This is a genomic window from Paracoccus sp. P2, from assembly GCF_046335115.1.
GTDB classification, from domain to species: domain Bacteria; phylum Pseudomonadota; class Alphaproteobacteria; order Rhodobacterales; family Rhodobacteraceae; genus Paracoccus; species Paracoccus pantotrophus.
Genome location: NZ_JBGOSN010000025.1, coordinates 34,178 through 57,149, shown reverse-complemented (window position 1 = coordinate 57,149; position 22,972 = coordinate 34,178). Strand labels below are relative to the sequence as shown.

Genomic DNA, 22,972 nt, shown 5'->3' with positions numbered 1-22,972 from the left:
ACAGCACCAGCACCCGCCGGTCGGCAAAGACCTTGGGCAGGTCCTCGTAGCGGACCTTGGCCAGCGGCGGATACATCATCAGGATCAGCCCGATGGCGATGGGAATGTTGGTCGAGCCCACCGCCATGGCGTGCAGCGCATCCGGCAGGCCGGAGAACAGCGTGCCCAGCAGGATGCCGAGTGCCATGGCCGCGAAGATCCAGAGCGTCAGGTAGCGGTCGAGAAAGGAAAGCCGGCGGGCCGGGCTGTCGGGGGTCATCATCAGATCCTTTCAGGCCGGGCGGATGCGGTTGCCCTGGGCATCCACGACTGGCTCGCCGTCTTCCTTGCTGAAGGCGGCGCGCTGCGGCGGCAGCAGGTCCAGCACCTGTTCCGAGGGCCGGCAGAGCCGCACCCCCTTGGGGCTGACCACGATGGGGCGGTTGATCAGGATCGGATGCGCCAGCATCGCGTCGACCAGCGCGGCGTCGGGCAGCGCCGGGTCGTCCAGGCCAAGCTCGGCATAGGGCGTGCCTTTCTGGCGCAACAGCTCGCGCGGCGCGATGCCCATGCGGGCGATCAGCCTCTCCAGCATCGCGCGCGAGGGCGGCGTCTTGAGATATTCCACCACATGCGGCTCGATCCCGGCATTGCGGATCAGCGCCAGCACATTGCGCGAGGTGCCGCAGTCGGGGTTGTGGTAGATCACGACGTCCATGTCGGCCCCCACCGCGGCCGCGCCTTCGGTTCGCCCGATCTCGTGCAACCTGGAGGCGAGGCTGGCGTGATCGAGGGTGCCGATCGGCAGGGCGGCAAAGGTTTGGATGCGCGCCTTCATGTAGCGCAGCGTCTCGATGAAGGCCATGTCGCGCTGCAACTCGCTGCCGGTCGCGGCCGCCGGGTCTGGAAGGCCCCAATGCGCCGTCATCGGCTGGCCCGGCCAATAGGGACAGGCCTCGCCCGCCGCGTCGTCGCAAACGGTGAAGACGAAATCCATCACCGGCGCGTCGGGCCCGGCGAATTCGTCCCAGCTTTTCGAGCGCAGCCCTTCGGTCGGGTAATGGTAGTTCTGCAGGATCTTCAGGGTCCGCGGATGCACCTCTCCCTTCGGCTGGCTGCCGGCCGAGAAGGCGCGGAACCGCGCGTCGCCCTCCTTGCGCAGCACGCTTTCGGCGATGATCGAGCGGGCGGAGTTGCCGGTGCAGAGAAACAGAACGTTGAAGACACGAGGCGAGGCGTCAGCCATGCAGGGCATCCTTGCTGGGTTCACAGGAACAGGACAGCGCGGCCGCGACCGGCGCGCAGATCTCGGGGTGGCCGTCGCAGCAATCGCGCATCAGGAATGCGATCAGTCCGGCCAATGTCGCAAAGACGGCGCTGTAGATGATGAAGCGCCCTTCGCGCCGGGACCGGATCAGCCCGGCATGTTCGAGGTGGGTCAGGTGAAACGACAGCCGCGAGGTGCTGGCGCCCCCCAGGGCCTCGCCGATCGCCCCGGCCGCCATGCCGTCAGGCCCGGCCTTGACCAGCAGCCGGACGATGCGCAGCCGGGTTTCCTGCGACAGGGCCGCGAAGCCGGCAAGGGCGTGTTGCTCTTCCATCGAATCAATCCCTCAAGATTTATTGACTTATAATGCAATGAGACAGATCAACGCAAGTTGAATGGCGGGGTGGTATCCGTGCCGCTCTGGAACGGCCCCGCATCGTTCGTGGTGACGAGACGCAGACCCAGGTTTGCATCCCCCGTGCAGAGCCGGTGTGCCGGCTTCTATAGGAGGGGCGTCGTAAAACGGCCGTCCGGATGCGGGGGGCCGCATTGCCGACCGGCTCCCCCTTTTTCCGCAGAGGCAGCGCGGTCAGCGCATCAGAAGAACAGGCACCTTGCAGGACCGGATCATCGCCGTTGTGGTGGAGCCGATGATCAGGCTGCGGATGCGTGAGTGGCCATAGGCCCCCATCACCAGCATGTCGAACTGCGCCTCATCCACCAGCTTGCCGAGCGCGGTCTCGGGCTGGCCCGGCAGGATCGAGGTCTCGGCCTCGATCCCGGCGGCCTTCAGCGAGGCTTTCGCATCCGCCAGCCCCTTCTGCGCCTCGGGCGTGGCGGTTCCGACCGTGACGACATGCACCGACAGCCCCTGGAACAGCGGGCTGCGGGAAATGTGATCGACGGCCTTCATCGCCGAAACCCCGCCGTCATAGGCCACCAGCACCTTTGAGATCGGCTTGAAGGTGCGGGAGGCAACGAAGACCGGCTTGTGGCTGGTCCGGACGATCCGTTCGAGGTTCGAGCCCAGATGACCCCTGGCGAAATCCGCCGCCTCGCCGCGCTTGCCGATCATGATGACGCGGGCATCGGCCTCGACCTCGGCGACGGCCTCGATCAGGTCGCCATGGCGCAGGCGTGTTGTGATCTCGGCCACGCCCGCCTTTTCGAGGATGGCGGGGGCATCTTCCAGGATGGCGCGGCCCCTGTGGCTGACCAGTTTCGCGCGCTGCGCATCCAGTTCGGCCAGTTCTTCAAGCAGGGCGGTGCGCGCGCCAAGCGCGATCGCGCCGGACAGGTCCGGCCTTTCCGGTGCCTCGCGGCGACCCAGCACATGGATCAGCTCGACCGGCGCACCAGTGCGATCCGACACCCAGGCGGCATGCTCGCAGACGCTGGCCGAATAGGCCGAGCCGTCCACGAGGGCGACGATCTTCTGCGGTTGTTCGCTCATGTCTTCCTCCCTCAATGCGCCATCAGCTTGTCCATCGCGCCGGGCTTGTCATGGACGGCAAGCCTGTCGACAATGGTTTCGGACGCCGTGTTCATGCCGACGATCTCGACCTCGGCCCCGTCGCGGCGGAACTTCAGGATCGCCATGTCCAGCGCCTGCACCGAGGAAATGTCCCAGATATGGGCGCGGCTGACGTCGATGATGACCTTTTCCACCGCCTCCTTGAAATCGAAGGCGTCCATGAAATCCTCGACCGAGCCATAGAAGAGCTGGCCTTCGATGACATAGGTGCGCACCCGGCCGTCAGGCGTGGCGGAGGATCCGACCTTGAACAGTTGCGCGATCTTTCCGGCGAAGAAGATACCCGACAAGAGCACGCCCACCAGAACGCCGATGGCGAGGTTGTGGGTGTAGACCACCGTCACCACGGTCGCGATCATCACCACCGAGGAAGACCGCGGATGCGTCCGCAGGTTCTTCAGCGACGACCAAGAGAAGGTGCCGACCGACACCATGATCATGATCGCCACAAGCGCGGGCATCGGGATGCGCGCCACCCAGTCGCCCAGAAAGACCACCAGGATCAGCAGCACAAAACCGGCGGTAAAGGTCGAGAGCCGTCCGCGCCCACCGGATTTCACGTTGATGATCGACTGTCCGATCATGGCGCAGCCCGCCATACCGCCGATGAAGCCGGTGGCGGTATTGGCGACGCCCTGGCCGATGCATTCCTGATCGCGGTTCGACTTGGTGTCGGTCAGATCATCGACGATGTTCTGCGTCATCAGGCTTTCCAGCAGGCCGACCACGGCCACCGCGATGGAATAGGGCAGGATGATCAGCAGCGTCTCCAGCGTCAGCGGGATCTGCGGGATCAGGAAGACCGGCAGCGTGTCGGGCAGCGCGCCCATGTCACCCACGGTGCGCACGTCCCAGCCGAAAAACATGGCAAGCGCGGTCAGGACCACGATGGTGACCAGCGGCGAGGGGATCGCCCTGGTCAGCAGCGGGAACAGGTAGATGATGGCCAGTCCTGCGGCGACCAGAACATAGGTCAGCCAGGTGACCTTGGAAGGGTCCAGTTCCGGCAGTTGCGCCATGAAGATCAGGATCGCCAGCGCATTCACGAAGCCGGTCATCACCGATTTCGAGACATAGCGCATGACGAAGCCGAGCCGCAGCAGGCCCGCGCCGATCTGGATCAGACCGGCAAGAACCGTGGCGGCCAGCAGATATTGCAGCCCGTGGTCGCGCACCAGCGTCACCATCAGCACGGCGGTGGCGGCGGTGGCCGCCGAGATCATGCCGGGCCGCCCGCCGGTGAAGGCGATCAGAACGGCGATGGAAAAGCTGGCGTAGAGACCCACCTTGGGGTCCACACCGGCGATGATGGAAAAGGCTATGGCTTCGGGGATCAGCGCGAGAGCCACGACCAGCCCTGCGAGCAGATCGCCCCGGATATTGCCGAACCACTGGGTCCGATAAGCGTCGAGTGAAATCATGTCATCCGTTCCTGACCGATCAGGGCCCGGAATGGGGCCGCATGTCGAGTTTCGATCTTGGGGTGTAGGTTCGGGTTGTCCGGCGGATCAGCGGCCGGAAGAGCCAGCCGGGAGTTGCACCCGGCTCCATGCGTTTCGGGTGGCTGTTATGCGCAAACATCGCGCATTTGCAACCCGGAACAGCAAAACCGGAGCGGAGGCCAGCGATCCTGCCGGCACTTCGGCCCTGTCTCCGCCGTGCTGCTACGGCGAAGGTGCTTGCGCGGGCGGTCGTCGCGGGAAATGTCGATCGGCAACGGAGCAGGTAGAAATGTTCGGTTTGGGTCGGGACGTGATTTCTGCCCGCCCGTCCGCAGCCCATGCTGCAGCGCGGAATGCATGGCTGGTTTGCCGGTATCACGGCTACTGCCCGTCAGGTGCCCGGCCTATATCCGCCTTGTCCGAAACATGCCCGCCGGATGGGCAAGATGAAAAAGGTGCCCTCGACGGAATAGCCGTTGACCGGCCAGGTCTTGCGGCCGTCCTCGTCAATGACCCAATGCGGGTGCGCGGCCGCCATGAAGATCGGATGCTCGATGGTGAAGACCAGGTCGCCGCCCGGCGTCAGCGCGCGATGGATCATCCGCACCAGCCGGTCGAAATCCGCGACATAGTGGAAGGTCAGTGCGCTGTAGACCAGATCGAACGCCGCCTGGGGCAGGTCGAGCGCCTCCAGATTGGCGATGCGGTAGTCGATGGCGGGGTCCGAGGTATCCGCCCGCGCACGCGCGATCATGTTCCGCGACAGGTCGTATCCCGCGACGGACGCCGCGCCCTGCTCGCGAAACCAGCGCGAGGCCCAGCCGAAACCGCAGCCCAGGTCGGCCACGCGCTTCTCCGCCACATCCGGCAGCAGGGCGCGGATGGCAGGCCATTCGGGCGCGCCGTCCAGCCCATGCACCTGCCGGGGCAACCGGCTGTAGCCGGCGAAGAAGTCGGGATTGTCGTAGATGTTCTGTGCCATCGTCAGCGGGATACCGGAGCGCGAAGGCAGCGTCCATGCCATCCGCCCTCAACCATTCCCCGGCTTCACCGATCCTGCCTCTTATAGTATAGTCCCCCATATCATATGAAGCCGAGGGTCGCTGCCGCCATGTCCCACACCATCCGCGACAAGCAGAAGCTGATCGCCCGCGTTCGTCGCCTCAGGGGCCAGATCGAGGGAATCGAGCGCGCGCTGGAAGCCGAAAAACCCTGCGGCGAGATCCTGCGCCAGCTGGCCTCGGCCCGGGGCGCGATGAGCGGCCTGACGGCGGAGGTGATGGAGGATCACCTGCGCGAGCATGTGCTGCACGCCGAGACCGATGCCGAACGCCGGCAGGGCGGCGAGGAACTGATCGGCGTCATCCGCACCTACATGAAATAGCCCTGGAGGGGACCCGATGTCCGCAATCGACATCTCCGCCCATACCCACGGGCACGACTTCCTCGGACGGCATCATCGGCACAACGAGCGCCGCGTCTGGCTGGTCATCGCCCTGACGACCGCGATGATGGTGGCCGAGATCGCCGCCGGCACGATCTACGGCTCGATGGCGCTGGTGGCCGATGGCTGGCACATGTCCACCCATGCCGGGGCGATGCTGATCACCGCGCTGGCCTATCTCTATGCCCGCCGCCATGTCGGCGATGCCCGCTTTAGCTTCGGGACCGGCAAGCTGGGCGATCTGGGCGGCTTCGCCAGCGCCGTCGTGCTGGCCCTGATCGCGCTGCTGATCGGCTGGGAGAGCCTGGTGCGGCTGGCCAACCCGGTCGAGATCCGCTTCGGCCAGGCCATCGCGGTGGCTGTGGTCGGGCTGGTGGTCAACCTCGCCTGTGCCTGGCTGCTGAGGGACGACCATTCCCATCACCATCACGGGCATCATCACCACGACCATGATCATCACCACGGTCATGCCCGGGACAACAACCTGCGCGCCGCCTATCTACATGTGCTGGCGGATGCGCTGACCTCGATCCTGGCCATCGTGGCGCTGCTGGCCGGGCGCAGCTATGGCTGGACCTGGGCCGATCCGGCCATGGGCGTCGTCGGGGCGCTGGTGATCGCGCGCTGGTCCTGGGGGCTGATCCGCGATTCCGCTGCCGTGCTGCTGGACCGGGTGCCGGAAGACGAGGACCTGCCTGGCGAAATCCGCGAGGCGATCGAGACCGGGACCGACCGGATCGCCGACCTGCATGTCTGGCAGATCGGGCCGGGCCATCATGCGGCCATCGTCTCGCTGGTGTCGAGCGACCCGCAGGCGCCCTCGCATTACAAGTCGCGCCTGTCGCGGATCCACGCGCTGTCGCATGTCACCGTCGAGGTCGAGGATTGCGGCGGCGTCCCAGCTGCGCGGGGCCGGTTCGGTTAGGAAACAGGATCGCCATCGCCAGAGATCAGGAGGCAACATGACCAAGCACAGGATCTTCACCACCAGCTTCGCCAGTGTCCATCCGCATTACGTGGCCAAGGCGGAGAAGAAGGGCCGGACCAGAGCCGAGGTCGACGAGATCATCTGCTGGCTGACCGGCTACGGCTCCGAAGAACTGGCGGCCCGGCTGGAAGACCGGACGGATTTCGAGAGTTTCTTCGCCGAGGCCCCGCACATGAACCCGGCGCGTTCCCTGATCAAAGGCAGGGTCTGCGGCGTCCTGGTCGAGGAGATCGAGGATCCGCTCATGCGGGAGATCCGCTATCTGGACAAGCTGATCGACGAACTGGCCAAGGGCAAGCCGATGGAGAAGATCCTGCGGAAAGGGTGAGCCAGCAGCCGGTGGGACGCGCTGCTGAGATGGTCCGGCAAGTTGTCGCCGGCCACTGCCCACTTTCGGCGCCTATCCGCATTATCTATCTGCTCTTTGCCTGTCGGCTTGACCCATCGCACGGTCTTGGGAATGCTGTTTTTCGTAGCAACGGCGTAGTGAACCTTGGTCGCAGGCGGAGCGTATCACCTTCTGGCAGCCTGACGTGATCGATCCCTGAACCCTTCGGTCTGGAGGCTTCCATGACGCTGATCTTGCTTGCCATCATGCTCACCGCGGTCGCCTGCGTGATTGGTTGGTATCTTGCCGTTTATGCCCTGCCGGTGATGGTCTTTGTCGAGACGTTCAGCTTCGTCCACGCGACCGAAGCCGGATTCCTGCTCTCGGCCTTGGTCGCAGCCACCGTAGCGTTGCTGTCGGTGGGGCTGGTGCTCGCGGTGCTGCTCAAGGCGAGGAATCCGATCCTCTGCCTGCTGGCACGGGCCGTCTTCGTGATCCCGGCGATGATCGCCGGATATGCCGTCGTGCATGGCGTCACCCATGAGGCCATCGACTCAGCCATCGTCCTGAAGCTGCTCTGCGGCACCGCCGGCCTGGTCACCGGCATCGCCGCGCTGATGAACCTGAACGGGTTTGGGGAACTGGCGCCGCAGGCCTGATCCGAGGTGGCCTGATGCCGACGTCCACGAGGCGTTCACCGATCCGGCGTTGAAGATCAGCGCTTCCTCGCAGCCCCGTTCAGCCGGCGCCAACCATGCGGCATTGATCCGATGTGATCCGCGCGCCGGGCGCGGATCGCGCCTGCGCGGAAGCCGGGCAGGGGCCTCGACCGGGCCTTGCCCGGCTCACCCCGGCCCGAAGGCTTTCCCGTTTCCTGGATTTGTCCGCCACGCATCCGCCTGTCTGGCCGTCAAAGGGCAGGCGCCGCCCGAGGGCGTCGTCGGGGCGCAGGGCCGTGTCCTCGCCTGCGGCTGCGGGCCGCCCCACCCCTGCGCCCCGACCCATGACCGCCAGCCATGCGGCCGCGGGTCGGGCTGCGCCCTCGCCGCTCTGCCTCCGGGGAAACATGCGTTTCCCGAAGTCAGACCGGCGAGGCGCGGCCCATCGGCGGATCAGAGAAAAGGCCCTCCGCCCCGAACCCGAAAGGACAAAGACATGACCGGCAAGACCAGCACCCCCCGCAACCTCGTCATCAATGCCGATTGCATCGAGGCGATGCAGGTTTTCGGCACCGGCTCGGTGGATTTCATCCTGACCGATCCGCCCTATGTGACCCGCTTCCGCGACCGGCAGGGCCGCACCGTCGCCAATGACGACAACGCCCGCTGGCTGCGTCCGGCCTTCGCCCAGATGCACCGGGTTTTGAAGCAGGGCGGTTTCTGCGTCAGCTTCTACGGCTGGAACAAGGTGGATCTGTTCGTGGAGGCCTGGAAGGCGGCGGGTTTCCGCATCGTCGGGCATCTGGTATTCCGCAAGCGTTACGCCTCATCCGCGCGGTTCCTGCGCTACGAGCACGAACAGGCCTATCTGCTGGCGAAGGGCGACCCGGCATTACCCGCCCGTCCGGTGCCCGATGTGCTGGACTTCCCCTATACCGGCAACAAGCTGCATCCGACCCAAAAGCCGGTGGCGGCGCTGCGCAAACTGATCGGGGCGTTCACCCAGCCCGGCGATCTGGTTCTGGACCCGTTCAGCGGCAGCGGCTCCACGTTGGCGGCGGCGCATCTTCTGGGCCGCGACTGGCTCGGGGTGGAACTGGACGCGGCGCATTACCAGACCATCGGCAAGCGGATGGCCGCCCTGCAGGAGCGGGACCGGAAGGCGGCCGCATAGGCCATTTCTGCGGCCCAAGGGCGCCCGTCATCAGGGCGGGCGCCATACCCCCATAGCTTCAAGGAAGAAAGGATTTCGACATGCGCTGGATTGTCACGAAGGACCATCACGGCGGTTGCCTCGGATTGGGCGAGGACGCCGACGGCGTTCCCGCACGCGGCAAGCCGGACGACGGCGACGCGCTGCCGGTGGAGTTCCGGCTTTACACCGCGCGCGGCAGGCTTTTGTTCGAGGGCCGTTGCGGCGATGTCGAGGCCGACTGGTGGCACGGCATGGAACCGCTGCTTTACGCCTGGGCCACGTTCCGCTGCCGCCGGCTGACCTGGCGCCCGGCCGGGACGGATGAACCGTGGCGGTCGCTGCGCCCATAGGCAGGCACTAGCCCAGAACACCACGGCCGCCGATCCATCGGATCGGCGGCCGTTGCGCGTGCGAGGCGCACGGGAAAGGCACCAAAAAAATCGCGCTCGCCGGGCATGGCCCGGCTCGCAAGACCAGGCGAAGACGCGGCTGACGCGCCCGTGGCCGATGCGAACGGCGCGGCATGATCCGGACGGGCGGAGACCACCATATATCGGAGCCCGGCCGGATCATGCCGGAAGCGGGGAAGAGCGATGCGGTCCATGTCTTGATCGGGCGCGGCGGGACCGCTAGGATCGCCGCATGAAACATACCTTCTTTCCAGCCGTATAGAGCCTCGCTTCACGCCCTGCGTGGATCGAGGCCGTCATCGTCCTGAGCTGCAAGCCATGGCTTGCATTCGTAGATGACAGTCCGGGCCCTGCCCGGGCGAACGGGTATGAATCATGAATATCTCCAGAAACGAGCGCAAGGCGCTTGAGATGCTGTCCTTCGGTGGCCGGGTGATGGTCGAGAAGGACGACGGCAAACGGCTGGTCTCGGCGGATTTCATCAGCCGCGGCGGCTGGTTTCTCGACGGGTTCGGCGTGGCCGAGTTTGAGAACCTGCGCAGAAAGAAGCTGATCGCATCGCAGAACGGCGGTCCCTACACCATCACCAGGGCAGGGGTTGCGGTGCTGTCCATGGCAAGGAATGCGTCGAAGGCGAAATGAGCAGGGACTGCCGTCTGTGACGACGGCGGCAGTGCCATGACATTCATCTTGCAGGGCAGTATCCGGGCGAGCCCCCTGCGGGGGACGGCTCTACTCGCGCCCCGCGGGGCGCTCACCGAACCCGCAAGCAGTTTCGGCCGATGCCGGTGACGATCCTCTCGCAGTTCGCGGCCAACGTATTGCGACAACGGCTGATCCTGCGCGGGTTGTGCCGGATCGGGCGGCGCGATTGCCGGCGCAGCCTCGGGGCGATCCGCCACGCCCACGGGAAAACCCGGCAGCCGGAACCGCTGGCCCTCGGCCCCCGCGCAAGGGGAACGGCATCGCCGATGAACCAACCCTCGCCCTCGTCGGTCCCGGTCCGCCGCACCCGGCACGGAAATCCACCATCGCCGCCGTCCCCGCAGCCATAACGGTCCCTGCCTTCCGCATCCTGCCATTCCATACAGTGGATGCCCGCCGCGATGCGGCCAGCTTCCTGCCGGCCCCGCAATAGTGCCGGATGGTCCAACCCAGGGTCGACGAAGCAGCCATGCCATTCCTCGCCCCCGGCCCGACAGCCTGATCCTTCCCGTCCCGAACGACCCGGCCTTCCGGCGGCGAACGCAAGGCTGACCGGCAAGGGAAAGCGAAGCGGCACCGCCGCGGGTGGTGCGGGTTTGTTTCCGGGGGCTTTCCCGACAGGACGGCACCGGCGAGAACGCCGCCATTCTGCGATCTGTCCCCGTCATGCCCCCCGGACGAACCAATCCCTCCGCCTGTTCGATCCCCTAACTCCGTGCGGTTTCCACCAGCAACCCCCAAGGCTCCGGACCGTGTTGCCGCGCCGGGCGCGGCTGCCCGCCCCACTCCGAAGCCTTGCGGGCAAGCTGCCGCCCACGGGCGTCAGTTGCAGGTGCCTCCCGACGGACTTTTCCGGGTCTCGTCGGAGGGAATGGTCCCTCCTTCGAGCAACGGAGACCTACAATGCAGAACATCGTCATCCTCGCCGGCACCATCCGCCAGGCCCCCGAAACCCGCACCACCCGCACCGGCACCGACGTCACCCGCTTCAGGCTGGTCACCGCGCGCCCGCGCTATTCGGAAGGCCGGGTCGTCCGCGACGAGAACGGCTATCGGGTCGAGGACGCGGAATGGCACCGCGTCGTCGCCTTCAACGGGTTGGGCCGGACCATCCAGCAATATTGCGAATCCGGCACGAAGGTGCTGGTGCGCGGCCGCATCCACTACACCAAATGGCAGGATGCGGATGGCCAGGACCGCTACGGCTGCGAGATCGTCGCCGAGACGGTGGATTTCCTGAGTCGGGCGCCGCAGACCGAAAGCGACGAAGACGAGGGCCGGTTCATCGACGAAGATGACATCCCGACCTGAGCGGGAGACCCAGAGGCCCGGCGGTTCCAGCCGCCGGGTTTTCCCATGTTCGCGCCGGATCGCCCCAAGGCCGCGCCGGCAAGAGAAGGCTTCCCGTCCCGATCGACCGGCCGGTAAGCCTCCGGCGGGGGCTCCTTCCTTCCCCGGACCTCAATCCTCCTCCCGGGAAGAAGAAACAGGGGCTTGGGAAAAGGGGCTGGAGAGCGAGGTGGCGCCACAGCGCTACCGATGGGCTTTGCATGACCGTCGGCGCGCGGTCGGGAACGGCGCATTTTGCTTCAGAGGACGAGGGTGAAACCGGTGCCCATCGGCGAACGGCGTGGACATCCTTGGCGTTTCGGCAGTTGCGACTAACATGCGGCGGGAAACTCCGATCCCGGCGCAAGCTGACAGGAAATGGCAAGATCGGCGGCTGCGAAAAGGAGCCCATAGCTCGCTAACAGGCTGAAAGTAATGGATAAAATTCCACAATCGGCTTGCGTTAGGGCCTTGTTTTTGCTAGACTATTCTTAAGGTGCCAGGGTGGTCGCCACCCGCCGGCGCGATGCTCCCCGCACTGCGGGGACGGGGTGGTGGAAGGGGCCGGACGGATCGGTCCCCGAGGCCGGAGAGACGCCGATGCATACCGCGACATTCGAGATCAACATCCCCAGCAACCCGCTGGCCGGCCGCATCAACCTCGAGGACATCGAGATGGGCATGGACGCAGACATCGGGGTCAAGGCCCGCGCCAGCCGCGACAGCATGACCCTGACGGTCAGCGTTGCAGCGAGCGATGCCACCGACACCGCCAACTGGCTGCAGAAAATGGGCCTGATCTGACCCCACCAACGGAAGCGCACAGCCCCAGGCGGAAACGCCCAGCGGGTGCGCGGCAGCAGAAGCGCCTGGACCAGGGCCCAGATCGGAGAACAACCATGAACCACCCAAGCACCGTGACCGAACTGATGGCCGAAGCCGCCAACGCCCTGATCCGCCGCGACCCGCACCGGCTTGAGGAGCTGGAGCGGATCACCAGAGGATGGATGCAGACCCAAGACGAGGAATTGGCCCAGATCATCCTCTTGCGGGCGATGACCGAAGCCGCCGACCTCCTCCTCGACACCCCGAGCGAGATCGAGAGTTCCTGACCCCGCCGGCGCCGACAGCCCGGCCCCTTCATCAAGGGGCTTGCGGCAGCAGGAAACCACCCCACCGGGAGAAACGGACATGACCGCAGCCGAACGGACCGCCCGCCGCCTCGCTGATGCTGCAACCACCGCCACCGCCACCGCCACCGCCTTTGCCGAGGGCCGATTCCGCAAGTTGACGGTGAAGGAAACTTGGGGCCTCGGATGGGACGCCGAGGCCGACGAGCCGGAGATTTTCAGCGAGGGCGGGTTGCACGCGATCCTGAACGCTGATCGTACCGAGATCCAGATGATGGCCGACGACGAAGGCGAATGCTGGACCATCCAGATCGCGAGCGGAGAGTTTCGCCCCGCCTGACCCTCCACCAGGACCAGAGATCCCACCGAGACAAATGGACTTGCGGGTCATGCGGCCGGCTTGTGCGGCAGGCAGGTGCCCGCTGGAAACGCAGCGGTGTTGCTCCCGGCTACTTGTCTGGCTTTGGCGGCTCCGCAGATGGCGATTCCTTGCCTTCCGCAGGTCGCTTCAGCAGGTCCGACGCTTCCATTTCCATAACCGAGGCCAGGCGATCCACGACATCGATGCTCGCGCCGTAAACGCGGCGCTCCAGCGAGCTGATATAGGTGCGATCGATATCCGCCCGATGCGCGAGCTCTTCCTGCGACAAGCCTCTGGCTTGTCGCGCGGCCCGCAGATTGTGCGCGAATATCTCCCGAATCTTCATCACCGACAGATCGGTGACTTGATGAGTATTCCGCCACAGAGTATTCTCTACAAGAAGGGTTTGGATGCGTCTGTCTACGGATGCCCCGGTTTCCGGAATTGCAGGAGGCGGGCGCGTTGCTATCGATGCGACGCGGGATCCGCCACGCGGCTGACGATTTGTTGTAGAGCGCGGTCCGGCATGGAATAGTGCTTCAGCGGACGAGCATCGCGATCATGGCCCGGACGGGAGAGGGGATGTGACTGGGAAAGACTATCTCGAAAACGTGCCGGCCGGCCCGGAACTGACGGATTACGACTGCCGGCACCAGAAACTTTACATGCGGCTGCATGATTCGGCTGACGACGGAGCTGACTGGCGCGAAGCCGTCGAGATCCTTTTCGGCCTCGATCCCGAGCGCGAGCCGGAACGGGCGCGCAGGATCTACGACAGCCATCTCGCCCGTGCCCGCTGGATGAAAGAGCACGGCTACAAGCTTCTGCTGCGCGACGGCCGCTGATCGCGGGTAGAAATCCGCCGATTTGCCCCTGCGACACTCTCCCTTGCCCGGCAGGGGGTATTAGCGCAGACAAATGAACCCGACCCTAGGCTGAACACGCGACAAATGGCTTCAACCTTGAGGTATGGACATGAAACCCGACCTGTCGAAGTGGCGATCCTCGCCGAGCTACGATTTCGTCGACGACGTCGCATCGCCGGACCTTGCCTGGGAATGGCTGCGGCGCAACGAGGACTATCAGCAGGATTATCGCGCCGTCGCGCAGCAGGAGCGGACGGACGCGCCTGCCGTCCTTCGGTTCCGGAACCGCTGGGGGCTCACGTTTCCCGATCCGGCCTGGGCTGTCCTGCGTGGATACGCCGGTCTACTGGCTGCCGTCCGGCGAGACCGGCAGCCTCGTGCTGGATGCGCTACCCTCCGTTCTGCCTGCTGAGGGCAACCTGGTCGATCTTTTGAGAGCAGCTGATGCCCGGGTGAATTCCGATGGCACCTGGTTCCGCTGCGACATCGGTGATGGCCGAAGCCTGCACCTGCTGCGGCTGGCGGGCGTCGAGGAACACGGGCCGCTGGCAATCGTCATCCCGCTTGATGCCGATGGGCTCGACCGGATCGATGCCGCCACGCGCCTCCTCTGCTTTCTCATGCGGCGGAGCGTGCCGCCGGACCGGCGCTTGACCGAACGCCAGCGCCAACGGGCACGTCATATGCTGCAGGCCATCGACGGGCGCATGAGCGGGGTGAGCTATCGCGAGATCGCCGGCGCGATCTACGGCGCAGACCGCGTCGGCGACGAGCCGTGGAAGACCTCGGCCCTGCGGGATGCGGTCATGGGCTTCATCAGGGATGCCCGCGCCATGATCGGGGGCGGTTATCGCCGCCTGCTGCGACGGCGACGGCGGAAGTAGCTGTCGGGATGGTGGCCTTCCAATCCTTCGCGCAACGTCGCAAGGTCTGCCCCGGGCCAGATGCCCGCCTCAATTCCGCTTCCCGAGAACGATCATGACCAATACGCCGGATTTGCTACGACTGATCGCGACAGTCTTCATCGCGGTGACATGGGTGGTCATCGGGGATACGGCGGGCAAGCTGCTGACCGGCGGCGGCGTGGATCCCTTTATCGTGGCCTGGTCGCGATTCTTCCTGGCCGCGCTGATGCTGCTTCCGTTCAGCGGATTGACCCGGCAGGAACTGTCGGCCTTGCTGGACCGGCGCGTCCTGCTGAGGGCGGGATTCATCGTCTGCGGAATATGCTGCATCCTGACGGCCCTGAAGACGGAACCGATCGCCAATGTCTTCGGCGCATTCTTCGTCGGCCCGGTCGTGTCCTATGTCCTGGCGATCCTGTTCCTGGGCGAAAGGCCATCGTCACAGAGAAGCCTCTTGCTGGGGCTTGGCTTCGCCGGGGTGATGCTTGTGGTGAAACCCGGTTTCGGCAGCTCCGCCGGCATGGCTTTCGCCCTGGCGGCGGGAACATTCTACGGCGCCTATCTGGTCATGACCCGCACCCTGGCGGGAACGTTCCGGCCGCGCTTCCTGCTGATCTCGCAACTGTTGATCGGCGCTGTCGTCTTGACGCCCTTCGGCCTGCAAGCCGATTTTCCCGCGCCGGACATGCTCCTGCTTGCGCTTCTTCTGGTCAGCGCCGTCGGTTCGGCTGTGGGCAACTATCTCCTGGTCATGGCCAGCAGAAAGGCCGAAGCCAGCCTGATCGCGCCCCTGGTCTACAGCCAGTTGATTTCGGCCACGGCGCTGGGGATCGTCGTCTTCGGCGATTGGCCCGATCTCGTATCCCTGGCGGGTCTGGTGCTGATCGCCGTTTCGGGGCTGGGTTCGTTGCTGGTTCATCAGCGTGCGGGCAGGGCGCGCCTATCTACCTCGCCTTGCCCACGTACGCCGTGAGGCCACCGGACGTTTGGGGCGCCGGCATGGAGCCTTGGTAATCCTGCGCCGTCGCGGAAGTAGGCGACGGTCCCGCTGTCTTCCGCAGGTGCCTTTGCGCGATCAATCCGAAGCAGTCCTTGTCCGAACGAGCCCTCCGGCGGCAATGCCCTGCTCGTAGGGGCGGCTGGGCTTGCCGCTGCCCGTCACTCCCCAAGCAGCCGCATGCCGGCGTGGTGTGCGGCGCCACGGTCGAAGGTCACCGTCTCGACGCAGCCTGACAGCCGCCCACCATGCGCGATCAGCGCATCGGCGAAATCCGCCTTGGTGGAACGGTAGGTGGCCAGCGCCAGATAACCGGCTTCGCTGCGCTCCACGATCAGTTCGCGCGACCGCAACAGCACTTCGACGGCATCGGCGATGGCCTCGCGCGTCATCCGGTAGGCGCGGGTCAGCACCCAGACGGTTTCCACCAGCACCACCTGCGAGACGAAGCCGGGCGTCTCGGGCGTGAAGCCCTCGACGATCTCGGTGGCGATGGCCGATTGCGCGGCGTCGTCCTGCGCCAGATAGCGCACCAGCACATTGGTATCGATGCCGATCATTCGCCGGTCGCCTCAATCAGGATCGCCGCCTGCATGTCCTCGAGGCTCAACGGCTTGTCGGGCCGGGGCACGATGCCCTTCAGCGAGCGGATCGAATGCGAAGCGGGCACGACCGCGTAATGGCCATCGTCCATGCGCACGAAATCCACCCGATCGCCGGGCGTCAGGCCCATGTCGAGGCGGACCTTCTGCGGGATGGTGATCTGGCCCTTCGAGGTAATGGTCGCCGTGGGCATGGGAGCCGTCCTTTCCTTTAGTAAGGATGAAAGTAAGACGCGCGTGGTCCCGCGTCAAGTTTCGGGACCGGAAACGGGTCAGGGGGTGAGATTTCAGCCCCCTCAACTTCGCACTCCCTGCGGCCGAATCTTCTCCGTCACCCTGTCCTCCATACGCCGCTGCCCGCCAGCGGCCCCGCCAACCGCACGGAGGCCCGACGATGAAGCCCGATCTTACCGACCTGCCGCCGCGCTTCCTGCGCACCCCGGAAGCCGCATATTTCCTTGGCCTCTCCGACCGGACGCTGGAAAAGCACCGCAGCTTCGGCACCGGCCCGGTGTTTCACAAGCTCGGCGGCCGCGTGGTCTATGCCGTCGACGACCTGCAGGCCTGGGCCGAGCGCGGCGCCGTCACTTCGACCTCCGATCCGCGCGGCACGGTGTTGCCCGCCAAGCGCCATGCCGTCACGCCGCCGGCCCATGCCGGCCGCTACCGGCGCTGAGGGGGCAGGGATGAGAACGCCCCGCCGCCCCAGGCTCTCCGGAGAACGCCACCGCCTCAGCCCCTTCGTCGTGACGGGCGCGGGCAGCGAGGTCCGCCCGCGCGACCAGCGCGACCTGATGGAACGGCCGTTCTTCTCGCTGGCCAAGACCCGGCGGGTGATCCCGATCCTCTACGAGGCCGGGGGTGTCCGGGTCGAGGTCTACGGTTTTCCCGAGCATGGCATGGCGACGATCTGGGACGCCGACGTGCTGATCTGGGCGGCGAGCCAGATCGTCGATGCCGAGAACAGCGGGCTCAAGACCTCCCGCTTCCTGCGCTTCACCCCCTATCAGCTTCTCACCGCCATCGGCCGCCAGACCGGCGCGCGCGACTACCGGCTGCTGAAAGGCGCGCTGGCGCGGCTGCAATCGACGGTGATCCGGACCACGATCCGGCACGGGGAACACTGGCGGCGGCATCAGTTCTCCTGGATCGGCGAATGGGAGGAGATGACCACGGCCGCCGGCCGGGTCGAGGGCATGGAATTCGTGCTGCCCGAATGGTTCTATCGCGGCGTCCTCGATCGCTCGCTGGTCCTGACCATCGACCCGGCCTATTTCCGGCTCAAAGGCGGCATCGAGCGCTGGCTCTACCGCGTCGCCCGCAAGCATGCCGGCCGCCAGCCGCAGGGTTGGTGTTTCGACATCCCGCATCTGCATGCGAAGTCGGGCAGCCTCGTCCGCCTGTCGGATTTCGCGCTCCAGATCAGACGGCTTGCTCAACGGCAGCCGCTGCCGGGATACCGCATGCGGATCGAGCGCGAGGGCCATGTCGAGATGCTGCGAATCCTGCCCGGAAGTTACCCACAATCGCCTGTGGATAACTGTGTGAACGGTATCGGGACTTCGGACGCACGAAATGTGGACGATATCGGGACATCACACGCAGGACTATCGGGACTTCGCACGCACGGATCGCAGTTAAGCCTTTGGCCCGGCGAACGGAATCTGCGCCGTAACTTATCTAACCTTAAAGACTCTAACATAGAGGAGGCGCGCCGGGCGGTGGATAACCCCCGTCCGGGCGCCGATCCGGTCCCTCATTCGCGAAACCGGCGCGGACCGGGAGGGGGAGGCGAATGACCTCGCACACGCTTTCCCCGTCGCAGCCAGGAGCATGCTTTCGCTTTTCGCAGCCATACCACGATCCACTGCGAGCACCTACGATCTCCTTCGCCCCGATGCGCTCTTCCGCCGATCACACGACGCGGTGGCCGTCATGACGGACCGGATCGCTTCATTCGGTGGAAAAGGCCCCGACCCTGCCGGGAACCCGTTCCTCACCCTCGTGGACCTGATCTGGCAGGAGAAGCGGGTCGAGCACTGGCTGCGCTTCGGACGCTTCTGCCACGAGCACCGGATCGACCGTCAGCGCCGGACCGTCGGCTTCGCGCCCGGCAGCACCTTCGCCGTCGTGCGCTGGGCGGGCAACGATTACGGCACCGTGGTCTCGCGCCTCGACATCCTGCGCGCCGTCGGGCGGGGCGAGGCCTTCCAGACCCTGCCCTTCGTCAAGCCGGGGGCGGAGATCCTGCTGCGGGTCAGCGGCTGGCCGAAGGTCGAGCGGGTGCTGCAGGCGGTGGACGCCGTCGAGGCGCTGGGCATGGACGCTCATGCGGTCTCGCCCGAGCACTGGCGGCATGTCCATAACCGCATCGCCGCGGGCGAGCCGTTCCGAACCTACACAAAAGCCCAGCATGCCGCATGGCTGAAGCGGCGGAGGATCGGTTCATGAGGATCCCCGCCCAGCATTTCGTCAGCCTCTCCGGCGGCACGGACAGCCAGGCCGTCCTCTGCCTTATGGTCGAGCGGATCGAGCGCCGGGGGCTCGCTGCCTTCGGGAACCGCGTGCCGCGCGTCCTCTTCGCCGATACCGGACATGAGAACCCGATCACGCTCGACCATGTCGCCTGGCTCGACGGCTGGCTCCGTCAGCGCCTCGGTCTGCGCATCGAGACGGTGTCCGCGAACGACGTGCCCGGCCTGACCGATGCTGCCGCCTTCGCCCGCAAGCGCGCCATGCTGCGCGCCGAATGGTCGAAGGAGAAGCGCCGCACGCGCCACAAGGCGGCCTGCAACCAGCGCCGGATCGCCTGGAAGGCCGGAACGATCACGAAGGCCGCCTGGCTGTCGCAATGCGATTGCCCGATCATGGTGTCATCGCCTGTCCCCGATCACCTGATCGACCGCGCGCTGGCGTTGCTGCATCCGACCGGCATCCCGTTTCTCGACGCGGCGATGCTGCATGGCCGCTTTCCCAGCACGAAGACCCGTTTCTGCACCGGCGACACCAAGCTCGCTCCGCTGATGCACCGCAAGCGCCCGCTGCTAAATGCCGGCATCTCGGTCGTCGACTGGATCGGCGAACGCGCCGACGAAAGCCCGGTGCGGGCGAAGAAACCGCCGATCCAGTCGATGCGCCATCCCCCCGGCGCCCGCAACGTGCTCTATCGCCCGATCTTCCGCTGGACGGCGGCCGAGGTCTTCTCGATCTCCGACCGCCACGGCCTCAGGCACAATCCGCTCTACCGGATGGGCATGAGCCGGGTCGGTTGCTCGGCCTGCATCATGGTCCGGAAGCGCGAACTGCGCCTCTGGGCCATGCGCTTTCCCGCCAAGGTGGCGCGGGTGCGTGCATGGGAGCGGCTGGTCGGCCTCGTCTCGCGCCGCACGGCGGCGCTCGGCACGCCCGCCTCGCTGCTGCCCGCGCCGACGGTTCCCGGCGATCCCGCCGATCACGGTCGGGCGACTATCGACAAGGCCATCGACTGGTCGCGCACCGGCCGGGGCGGGCGCAACTACGATCTGCTGATCGAACTGGAGCGGCGGGAGGCGGAGGATGGCGGGCTGCTCTGCGACAGCGAATACGGGCTGTGCGAATGATGCGCGTGCTCGACCTGTTCAGCGGTGCGGCGGGCGGCTGGTCGCTCGGGTTGCACCGCGCCGGCTTTGTCACCATCGCCGCCTGCGAGATCGTCGAATGGCGGCGCATCCTCTATTCGGAGAACTTCCCGCATGTCAGACTCTACGCGGATGTCCGCGACCTCACGGCAGCTCGACTTGTTTCCGACCTCGGCTGCCTGCCCGACATCGTCGTCGGCTCGCCACCCTGCCAGGACATCAGCAGCGCCAACACGAAGGGCAAGGGCATCGAGGGCGAACGCTCGGGGCTCTACCTCGAGGCCGTGCGCCTGGTCGGAGAGTGCCGGCCTCGCTGGTTCGCTTTTGAAAACAGCGCTAACTTGCGAACTCGGGGCGCCGACCGGCTGCTCGAGGAGCTGGAAGCGCTCGGCTACGCCTGCTGGCCGTGCGTGGTGGGTGCTGCGGATATCGGCGCCAACCATGTCCGCAAACGCTCCTGGCTCATCGGCTGCGATCCCGAACAGCTTGCCGACACCCGTATCGCAATCCCAGCAGGGTGGGATGCGGCTGGAAGGCGGCTCGGGGGCGCGGAAGGCGATGAAGAAATCCGGCCTGTTCGACCTGTTCCGGAACCGTCCGCTGCCGACACCGATGGCCTCGGACGGGATGAAGGACGGTGCCGGCGGCGGGGCGGGCTCGACATATCCGCTGCGGATGATCCTGGCGACGCCGCGCAAGACGGATGCGGATCGCGGCGGCCGGGGCGATCTTCTCAGCCAGCTTCAGGGCCACAACAGCCGCCATGCGGGGATGATGGGCACGCCGACGGCGAATGCGGCGCCACGGGGCAGCGTGTTGCGCAAGCACAAGGCCCGGATGACCTCGGATCAGGACCGTTTCGACCGCAGCTCGACGATCGGCGAGGCGCTGCATTTCGCCCGACAGGGCTCCGAGATCCTGCCTACCCCGACGAAGCGGGACAGCCGTATGGACGGCTGGAGTCCGGCCTACGACCGCCGGAAATCGCCGACCATGGACGCGGTGATGGACGGGGCGATGACGGACCGGGCGCCGGACAAATGGGCCGGGGCACGGGCGCTGGCGGCGATGCTCAGGAACCATGGCCTGACTGGAACGGCGGCCTTGCCCATCACCTACGGCTGGATGATGGGGTTTCCGCCTGGCTGGCTGGCACGCGCCTTGCGCTCGGCAGCCGCAAAGGGACGTCTGCGGCGAGCCTGATCGTCGAGGCCTTTGGCGATGCGGTGGTGCCGCAGATCCCAGAGGCCATAGGACGCGCCATCCTGCGCAGNCTTGCGCTCGGCAGCCGCAAAGGGACGTCTGCGGCGAGCCTGATCGTCGAGGCCTTTGGCGATGCGGTGGTGCCGCAGATCCCAGAGGCCATAGGACGCGCCATCCTGCGCAGCGAAGCCGCGCTGAACGCGGTCCTCGGCGGCGCGCCGCCGCGCAATGCGACTACCGGCGATGACGCATCCGCAGGCCCCGGTACAGGTGATGCCGCTGCCGGCGGGGACGCTACCGACCAGGTGGACGCCGGTGCCGACGGCAATACACCCACCGACGATCCTGCGGAGCACGGGGGTGTATCATGACCCGCAAAACCCGCACCACCTATCTCGCCGCCACCGGCCTCGCCGTTCTGGTGATCGGCGCCGTTTCGATCACCGACATCGGGCCCTGGCTGATCTGGAACGCCAGTGCCAGCCTCCCTATCGGCCTCTATCGCGTCGAACCGCCGGCCACGCTCGCCCTTGGCGATCTGGTCGCGGTCGCGCTGCCCGAACCGCTGGCGCAGTTCGTCACCGCGCGCGGCTATGTCGGCTCCGGCGTGCCGCTGCTGAAGCGCGTCGCCGCGCTTCCCGGCACGCGGGTTTGCCGCACCGGCACCACGATCACCGTCGACGGGCAGGTCCTCGGCGCGGCGCGCGAGCGCGACCGCCTTTGCCGGTCGCTGCCAACTTGGCGGGGCTGCCGGGTCGTCGGCGCGGGCGAGGTTTTTCTCATGAACCGGGACACCGAAGACAGCCTCGACGGCCGTTATTTCGGCCCGCTTCCGGTCAGCAGTGTCACCGCCCGCATCACCCCGCTCTGGACCGATGCGGCGGGCGATGGCCGCTTCCGCCGACCCGTGGCGAGCGCGGAAGACGGCCCCCTGAACCTCTCTCCAACCGCAACCGAAAGGACCAACTGATGCCACAGATCGGAGAATTCACCCGCACCCAATCGGGCTACGAGGGTCGCATCCGCACCGTCACACTCGATCTCAACCTGGTCTTCGTGCCGACCCACAACGCTGATATCGAGAACGCCCCGGATTACCGCATCCATCTCGACGGCGAGGATGGACCGGAGATCGGCGCCGGCTGGACCCATAGCGGCGAGAAGGCCGGAACTTATATCTCGGTCGCCCTCGACGATCCCGTCCTCGCGCAGCCGATCCGCGCCCGGCTGTTCCAGTCCGACGAGCAGGGCCGGAACTGGGGCCTGCACTGGTCGCGCCCGAGAAAGCGCGACGAGCGGGACTGAGCCATGCTACTATCCGCCCATCAACATGCCGGCGGGCAAGCTTGCGCCGCCCGTCGCTTCGCCGTCCTTCTTCTTTCCGGCATCGCTATCTCCGCGCTCCCGGCTGCCGGCCTGCTGGCGCAGACCGTGCAGCCAGTCGCGCAGGAAAGCCGTGACCCGTTCGCAACCCATGTCGCGGAAGCCTCGCGGCTCTTCAGCATTCCGGACGACTGGATCCGCGCCGTCCGGCATGTCGAAAGCCGAGGCAATCCGCAGGCGGTCTCGCCGAAAGGGGCAATGGGCCTGATGCAGATCATGCCGGAGACCTGGGCGGCGCTGCGCGCCCGCCACGGTCTCGGCGACGATCCGTTCGAGCCGCGCGACAACATCCTCGCCGGCGCTGCCTATCTGCGCGAGATGCACGACCGCTACGGTGACGTCACCGGTATGCTGGCCGCCTACAACGCCGGACCCGGACGCTACGACGAATACCTGGTCTCACGCCGGGCCCTGCCGGCCGAAACCCGCGTCTATGTCGCAACGCTTGCGCCGTTGCTGGGCGGCGACCCGCTTCCCGGCGCCGGTTCCGCCGCCGCACCGCCGCCCGACTGGCGTGCAGCTCCGCTCTTCGCGGGCAGCATGATCGACAGCCCGGATGCAGAACGACCGCAGGCCGAGGGCCTGTTCATTCGTCGATCCGATGCGGGATCAGTGCAATGAATAACCA

32 protein-coding genes, 1 pseudogene and 1 other annotated feature are annotated in these 22,972 nt (G+C 66.2%); of the genes and pseudogenes, 23 read left to right on the top strand and 10 right to left on the bottom strand.

Translation table 11 applies throughout. The features are described 5' to 3' along the window. The 7 genes and pseudogenes from ACDP63_RS15855 to ACDP63_RS15825 form a co-directional block, all read right to left on the bottom strand. Positions 1-259 (bottom strand): arsenic resistance protein (locus ACDP63_RS15855; protein ID WP_409928271.1); only part of this gene is annotated, 259 nt, incomplete at its 3' end. A 12-nt stretch (positions 260-271) separates the two neighbouring features. Further along, entirely contained in the window at positions 272-697 is a 426-nt protein-coding gene (gene arsC, locus ACDP63_RS15850) for an arsenate reductase (glutaredoxin) (protein ID WP_409928275.1), read from the bottom strand. Positions 698-727: 30 nt separating this feature from the next. Continuing rightward, a pseudogene (locus ACDP63_RS15845) lies at positions 728-1,225 on the bottom strand (arsenate reductase ArsC); the annotation flags it as partial. Further along, on the bottom strand, positions 1,218-1,580 hold the full coding sequence (locus tag ACDP63_RS15840) for an ArsR/SmtB family transcription factor (protein WP_409928270.1): 363 nt from the start codon (positions 1,578-1,580) through the stop codon (positions 1,218-1,220). The gene ACDP63_RS15840 and the pseudogene ACDP63_RS15845, both read right to left, overlap by 8 nt. A 255-nt stretch (positions 1,581-1,835) precedes the next feature. After that, entirely contained in the window at positions 1,836-2,699 is an 864-nt protein-coding gene (locus ACDP63_RS15835) for a universal stress protein (RefSeq protein ID WP_409928269.1), read from the bottom strand. Positions 2,700-2,710: 11 nt separating this feature from the next. Continuing rightward, entirely contained in the window at positions 2,711-4,201 is a 1,491-nt protein-coding gene (locus ACDP63_RS15830; RefSeq protein WP_409928268.1) for a SulP family inorganic anion transporter, read from the bottom strand. A 73-nt stretch (positions 4,202-4,274) separates the two neighbouring features. Continuing rightward, positions 4,275-4,332 (bottom strand) — a sequence feature (sul1 is cis-regulatory element that is thought to sense ions involved in sulfur or methionine metabolism; They are found in Alphaproteobacteria). A gap of 281 nt (positions 4,333-4,613) precedes the next feature. Further along, a complete protein-coding gene (locus tag ACDP63_RS15825; protein WP_409928267.1) occupies positions 4,614-5,246 on the bottom strand; it encodes a class I SAM-dependent methyltransferase in 633 nt (210 codons plus the stop codon). Between the two features lie 87 nt (positions 5,247-5,333). Here ACDP63_RS15825 and ACDP63_RS15820 point away from each other — a divergent pair, with 87 nt between their 5' ends. The 11 genes from ACDP63_RS15820 (at position 5,334) to ACDP63_RS15770 (ending at position 12,750) form a co-directional block, all read left to right on the top strand. Next, on the top strand, positions 5,334-5,606 hold the full coding sequence (locus ACDP63_RS15820) for a metal/formaldehyde-sensitive transcriptional repressor (protein WP_409928266.1): 273 nt from the start codon (positions 5,334-5,336) through the stop codon (positions 5,604-5,606). A gap of 16 nt (positions 5,607-5,622) precedes the next feature. Next, the gene (gene dmeF, locus ACDP63_RS15815) at positions 5,623-6,591 is read left to right on the top strand and encodes a CDF family Co(II)/Ni(II) efflux transporter DmeF (RefSeq protein ID WP_409928265.1); all 969 of its coding nucleotides are present in this window, start codon (positions 5,623-5,625) and stop codon (positions 6,589-6,591) included. A 37-nt stretch (positions 6,592-6,628) separates the two neighbouring features. Next, a complete protein-coding gene (locus ACDP63_RS15810; RefSeq protein ID WP_409928264.1) occupies positions 6,629-6,982 on the top strand; it encodes a DUF2200 domain-containing protein in 354 nt (117 codons plus the stop codon). Between the two features lie 242 nt (positions 6,983-7,224). After that, complete coding sequence (locus ACDP63_RS15805; protein ID WP_409928263.1) at positions 7,225-7,641, top strand: hypothetical protein; 417 nt, start codon at positions 7,225-7,227, stop codon at positions 7,639-7,641. A gap of 496 nt (positions 7,642-8,137) precedes the next feature. Further along, a complete protein-coding gene (locus ACDP63_RS15800) occupies positions 8,138-8,815 on the top strand; it encodes a DNA methyltransferase (protein WP_409928262.1) in 678 nt (225 codons plus the stop codon). An 80-nt stretch (positions 8,816-8,895) separates the two neighbouring features. Then, positions 8,896-9,186 carry a hypothetical protein gene (locus ACDP63_RS15795; RefSeq protein WP_409928261.1) on the top strand — a complete coding sequence of 97 codons (291 nt, stop codon included), beginning with the start codon at positions 8,896-8,898 and terminating at the stop codon, positions 9,184-9,186. 435 nt (positions 9,187-9,621) lie between these two features. Next, on the top strand, positions 9,622-9,888 hold the full coding sequence (locus ACDP63_RS15790; RefSeq protein ID WP_409928260.1) for a YjhX family toxin: 267 nt from the start codon (positions 9,622-9,624) through the stop codon (positions 9,886-9,888). A 966-nt stretch (positions 9,889-10,854) separates the two neighbouring features. Continuing rightward, positions 10,855-11,262 (top strand): single-stranded DNA-binding protein, encoded by a 408-nt coding sequence (locus ACDP63_RS15785; RefSeq protein WP_409928259.1) that lies wholly within the window; start codon positions 10,855-10,857, stop codon positions 11,260-11,262. A gap of 618 nt (positions 11,263-11,880) precedes the next feature. After that, entirely contained in the window at positions 11,881-12,084 is a 204-nt protein-coding gene (locus ACDP63_RS15780) for a hypothetical protein (RefSeq protein ID WP_409928258.1), read from the top strand. 95 nt (positions 12,085-12,179) lie between these two features. Then, positions 12,180-12,392, top strand: coding sequence for a hypothetical protein (locus tag ACDP63_RS15775; protein WP_409928257.1), 213 nt, complete (start codon positions 12,180-12,182; stop codon positions 12,390-12,392). A gap of 79 nt (positions 12,393-12,471) precedes the next feature. Continuing rightward, on the top strand, positions 12,472-12,750 hold the full coding sequence (locus ACDP63_RS15770; RefSeq protein WP_409928256.1) for a hypothetical protein: 279 nt from the start codon (positions 12,472-12,474) through the stop codon (positions 12,748-12,750). Between the two features lie 109 nt (positions 12,751-12,859). Here ACDP63_RS15770 and ACDP63_RS15765 read toward each other — a convergent pair whose 3' ends face one another. Next, positions 12,860-13,117 carry a helix-turn-helix domain-containing protein gene (locus ACDP63_RS15765; protein WP_409928255.1) on the bottom strand — a complete coding sequence of 86 codons (258 nt, stop codon included), beginning with the start codon at positions 13,115-13,117 and terminating at the stop codon, positions 12,860-12,862. Positions 13,118-13,436: 319 nt separating this feature from the next. Here ACDP63_RS15765 and ACDP63_RS15760 point away from each other — a divergent pair, with 319 nt between their 5' ends. The 4 genes from ACDP63_RS15760 to ACDP63_RS15745 all read left to right on the top strand — a co-directional run bounded on the left by ACDP63_RS15760 (position 13,437) and on the right by ACDP63_RS15745 (position 15,515). Then, positions 13,437-13,616 (top strand): DUF2285 domain-containing protein, encoded by a 180-nt coding sequence (locus ACDP63_RS15760; protein ID WP_409928274.1) that lies wholly within the window; start codon positions 13,437-13,439, stop codon positions 13,614-13,616. Positions 13,617-13,740: 124 nt separating this feature from the next. Next, complete coding sequence (locus ACDP63_RS15755) at positions 13,741-14,049, top strand: transcriptional regulator domain-containing protein (protein ID WP_409928254.1); 309 nt, start codon at positions 13,741-13,743, stop codon at positions 14,047-14,049. Next, positions 13,967-14,521, top strand: a complete 555-nt coding sequence (locus ACDP63_RS15750) for a DUF2285 domain-containing protein (protein ID WP_409928253.1) — start codon at positions 13,967-13,969, stop codon at positions 14,519-14,521. The genes ACDP63_RS15755 and ACDP63_RS15750 overlap by 83 nt, the downstream gene beginning before the upstream one ends. Positions 14,522-14,615: 94 nt before the next feature. Further along, on the top strand, positions 14,616-15,515 hold the full coding sequence (locus tag ACDP63_RS15745; RefSeq protein WP_409928252.1) for a DMT family transporter: 900 nt from the start codon (positions 14,616-14,618) through the stop codon (positions 15,513-15,515). Between the two features lie 185 nt (positions 15,516-15,700). Here the strand turns inward: ACDP63_RS15745 and ACDP63_RS15740 are convergent, their stop codons facing one another. After that, the gene (locus ACDP63_RS15740) at positions 15,701-16,099 is read right to left on the bottom strand and encodes a PIN domain-containing protein (protein ID WP_409928251.1); all 399 of its coding nucleotides are present in this window, start codon (positions 16,097-16,099) and stop codon (positions 15,701-15,703) included. After that, complete coding sequence (locus ACDP63_RS15735; protein ID WP_409928250.1) at positions 16,096-16,335, bottom strand: AbrB/MazE/SpoVT family DNA-binding domain-containing protein; 240 nt, start codon at positions 16,333-16,335, stop codon at positions 16,096-16,098. Before ACDP63_RS15735 ends, ACDP63_RS15740 begins: the two co-directional genes overlap by 4 nt. Positions 16,336-16,535: 200 nt before the next feature. Between ACDP63_RS15735 and ACDP63_RS15730 the strand changes: the two genes are divergently transcribed. The 8 genes from ACDP63_RS15730 (at position 16,536) to ACDP63_RS15695 (ending at position 22,965) form a co-directional block, all read left to right on the top strand. Next, on the top strand, positions 16,536-16,817 hold the full coding sequence (locus tag ACDP63_RS15730) for a helix-turn-helix transcriptional regulator (RefSeq protein ID WP_409928249.1): 282 nt from the start codon (positions 16,536-16,538) through the stop codon (positions 16,815-16,817). Then, complete coding sequence (locus tag ACDP63_RS15725) at positions 16,795-17,940, top strand: replication initiator protein A (RefSeq protein ID WP_409928248.1); 1,146 nt, start codon at positions 16,795-16,797, stop codon at positions 17,938-17,940. The genes ACDP63_RS15730 and ACDP63_RS15725 overlap by 23 nt, the downstream gene beginning before the upstream one ends. 136 nt (positions 17,941-18,076) lie before the next feature. Next, entirely contained in the window at positions 18,077-18,592 is a 516-nt protein-coding gene (locus ACDP63_RS15720) for a DUF2840 domain-containing protein (RefSeq protein ID WP_409928247.1), read from the top strand. Then, complete coding sequence (locus ACDP63_RS15715) at positions 18,589-19,740, top strand: phosphoadenosine phosphosulfate reductase family protein (protein WP_409928246.1); 1,152 nt, start codon at positions 18,589-18,591, stop codon at positions 19,738-19,740. The genes ACDP63_RS15720 and ACDP63_RS15715 overlap by 4 nt, the downstream gene beginning before the upstream one ends. Then, positions 19,737-21,332, top strand: coding sequence for a DNA cytosine methyltransferase (locus ACDP63_RS15710; protein ID WP_409928245.1), 1,596 nt, complete (start codon positions 19,737-19,739; stop codon positions 21,330-21,332). The genes ACDP63_RS15715 and ACDP63_RS15710 overlap by 4 nt, the downstream gene beginning before the upstream one ends. Beyond that, positions 21,329-21,931, top strand: a complete 603-nt coding sequence (locus ACDP63_RS15705) for a S26 family signal peptidase (RefSeq protein WP_409928244.1) — start codon at positions 21,329-21,331, stop codon at positions 21,929-21,931. The genes ACDP63_RS15710 and ACDP63_RS15705 overlap by 4 nt, the downstream gene beginning before the upstream one ends. Beyond that, positions 21,931-22,266 (top strand): DUF736 domain-containing protein, encoded by a 336-nt coding sequence (locus ACDP63_RS15700; protein ID WP_409928243.1) that lies wholly within the window; start codon positions 21,931-21,933, stop codon positions 22,264-22,266. Before ACDP63_RS15705 ends, ACDP63_RS15700 begins: the two co-directional genes overlap by 1 nt. Positions 22,267-22,269: 3 nt before the next feature. Next, entirely contained in the window at positions 22,270-22,965 is a 696-nt protein-coding gene (locus ACDP63_RS15695; RefSeq protein ID WP_409928242.1) for a lytic transglycosylase domain-containing protein, read from the top strand. Positions 22,966-22,972 lie beyond the last annotated feature (7 nt).

Coding starts and splice junctions, on each gene's coding strand:
- arsC (WP_409928275.1), bottom strand. CDS start 697: ATGGACGTCGTGATCTACCACAACCCCGACTGCGGCACCTCGCGCAAT.
- ACDP63_RS15840 (WP_409928270.1), bottom strand. CDS start 1,580: ATGGAAGAGCAACACGCCCTTGCCGGCTTCGCGGCCCTGTCGCAGGAA.
- ACDP63_RS15835 (WP_409928269.1), bottom strand. CDS start 2,699: ATGAGCGAACAACCGCAGAAGATCGTCGCCCTCGTGGACGGCTCGGCC.
- ACDP63_RS15830 (WP_409928268.1), bottom strand. CDS start 4,201: ATGATTTCACTCGACGCTTATCGGACCCAGTGGTTCGGCAATATCCGG.
- ACDP63_RS15825 (WP_409928267.1), bottom strand. CDS start 5,246: ATGGCATGGACGCTGCCTTCGCGCTCCGGTATCCCGCTGACGATGGCA.
- ACDP63_RS15820 (WP_409928266.1), top strand. CDS start 5,334: ATGTCCCACACCATCCGCGACAAGCAGAAGCTGATCGCCCGCGTTCGT.
- dmeF (WP_409928265.1), top strand. CDS start 5,623: ATGTCCGCAATCGACATCTCCGCCCATACCCACGGGCACGACTTCCTC.
- ACDP63_RS15810 (WP_409928264.1), top strand. CDS start 6,629: ATGACCAAGCACAGGATCTTCACCACCAGCTTCGCCAGTGTCCATCCG.
- ACDP63_RS15805 (WP_409928263.1), top strand. CDS start 7,225: ATGACGCTGATCTTGCTTGCCATCATGCTCACCGCGGTCGCCTGCGTG.
- ACDP63_RS15800 (WP_409928262.1), top strand. CDS start 8,138: ATGACCGGCAAGACCAGCACCCCCCGCAACCTCGTCATCAATGCCGAT.
- ACDP63_RS15795 (WP_409928261.1), top strand. CDS start 8,896: ATGCGCTGGATTGTCACGAAGGACCATCACGGCGGTTGCCTCGGATTG.
- ACDP63_RS15790 (WP_409928260.1), top strand. CDS start 9,622: ATGAATATCTCCAGAAACGAGCGCAAGGCGCTTGAGATGCTGTCCTTC.
- ACDP63_RS15785 (WP_409928259.1), top strand. CDS start 10,855: ATGCAGAACATCGTCATCCTCGCCGGCACCATCCGCCAGGCCCCCGAA.
- ACDP63_RS15780 (WP_409928258.1), top strand. CDS start 11,881: ATGCATACCGCGACATTCGAGATCAACATCCCCAGCAACCCGCTGGCC.
- ACDP63_RS15775 (WP_409928257.1), top strand. CDS start 12,180: ATGAACCACCCAAGCACCGTGACCGAACTGATGGCCGAAGCCGCCAAC.
- ACDP63_RS15770 (WP_409928256.1), top strand. CDS start 12,472: ATGACCGCAGCCGAACGGACCGCCCGCCGCCTCGCTGATGCTGCAACC.
- ACDP63_RS15765 (WP_409928255.1), bottom strand. CDS start 13,117: ATGAAGATTCGGGAGATATTCGCGCACAATCTGCGGGCCGCGCGACAA.
- ACDP63_RS15760 (WP_409928274.1), top strand. CDS start 13,437: ATGCGGCTGCATGATTCGGCTGACGACGGAGCTGACTGGCGCGAAGCC.
- ACDP63_RS15755 (WP_409928254.1), top strand. CDS start 13,741: ATGGACATGAAACCCGACCTGTCGAAGTGGCGATCCTCGCCGAGCTAC.
- ACDP63_RS15745 (WP_409928252.1), top strand. CDS start 14,616: ATGACCAATACGCCGGATTTGCTACGACTGATCGCGACAGTCTTCATC.
- ACDP63_RS15740 (WP_409928251.1), bottom strand. CDS start 16,099: ATGATCGGCATCGATACCAATGTGCTGGTGCGCTATCTGGCGCAGGAC.
- ACDP63_RS15735 (WP_409928250.1), bottom strand. CDS start 16,335: ATGCCCACGGCGACCATTACCTCGAAGGGCCAGATCACCATCCCGCAG.
- ACDP63_RS15730 (WP_409928249.1), top strand. CDS start 16,536: ATGAAGCCCGATCTTACCGACCTGCCGCCGCGCTTCCTGCGCACCCCG.
- ACDP63_RS15725 (WP_409928248.1), top strand. CDS start 16,795: ATGCCGGCCGCTACCGGCGCTGAGGGGGCAGGGATGAGAACGCCCCGC.
- ACDP63_RS15720 (WP_409928247.1), top strand. CDS start 18,077: ATGACGGACCGGATCGCTTCATTCGGTGGAAAAGGCCCCGACCCTGCC.
- ACDP63_RS15715 (WP_409928246.1), top strand. CDS start 18,589: ATGAGGATCCCCGCCCAGCATTTCGTCAGCCTCTCCGGCGGCACGGAC.
- ACDP63_RS15705 (WP_409928244.1), top strand. CDS start 21,329: ATGACCCGCAAAACCCGCACCACCTATCTCGCCGCCACCGGCCTCGCC.
- ACDP63_RS15700 (WP_409928243.1), top strand. CDS start 21,931: ATGCCACAGATCGGAGAATTCACCCGCACCCAATCGGGCTACGAGGGT.
- ACDP63_RS15695 (WP_409928242.1), top strand. CDS start 22,270: ATGCTACTATCCGCCCATCAACATGCCGGCGGGCAAGCTTGCGCCGCC.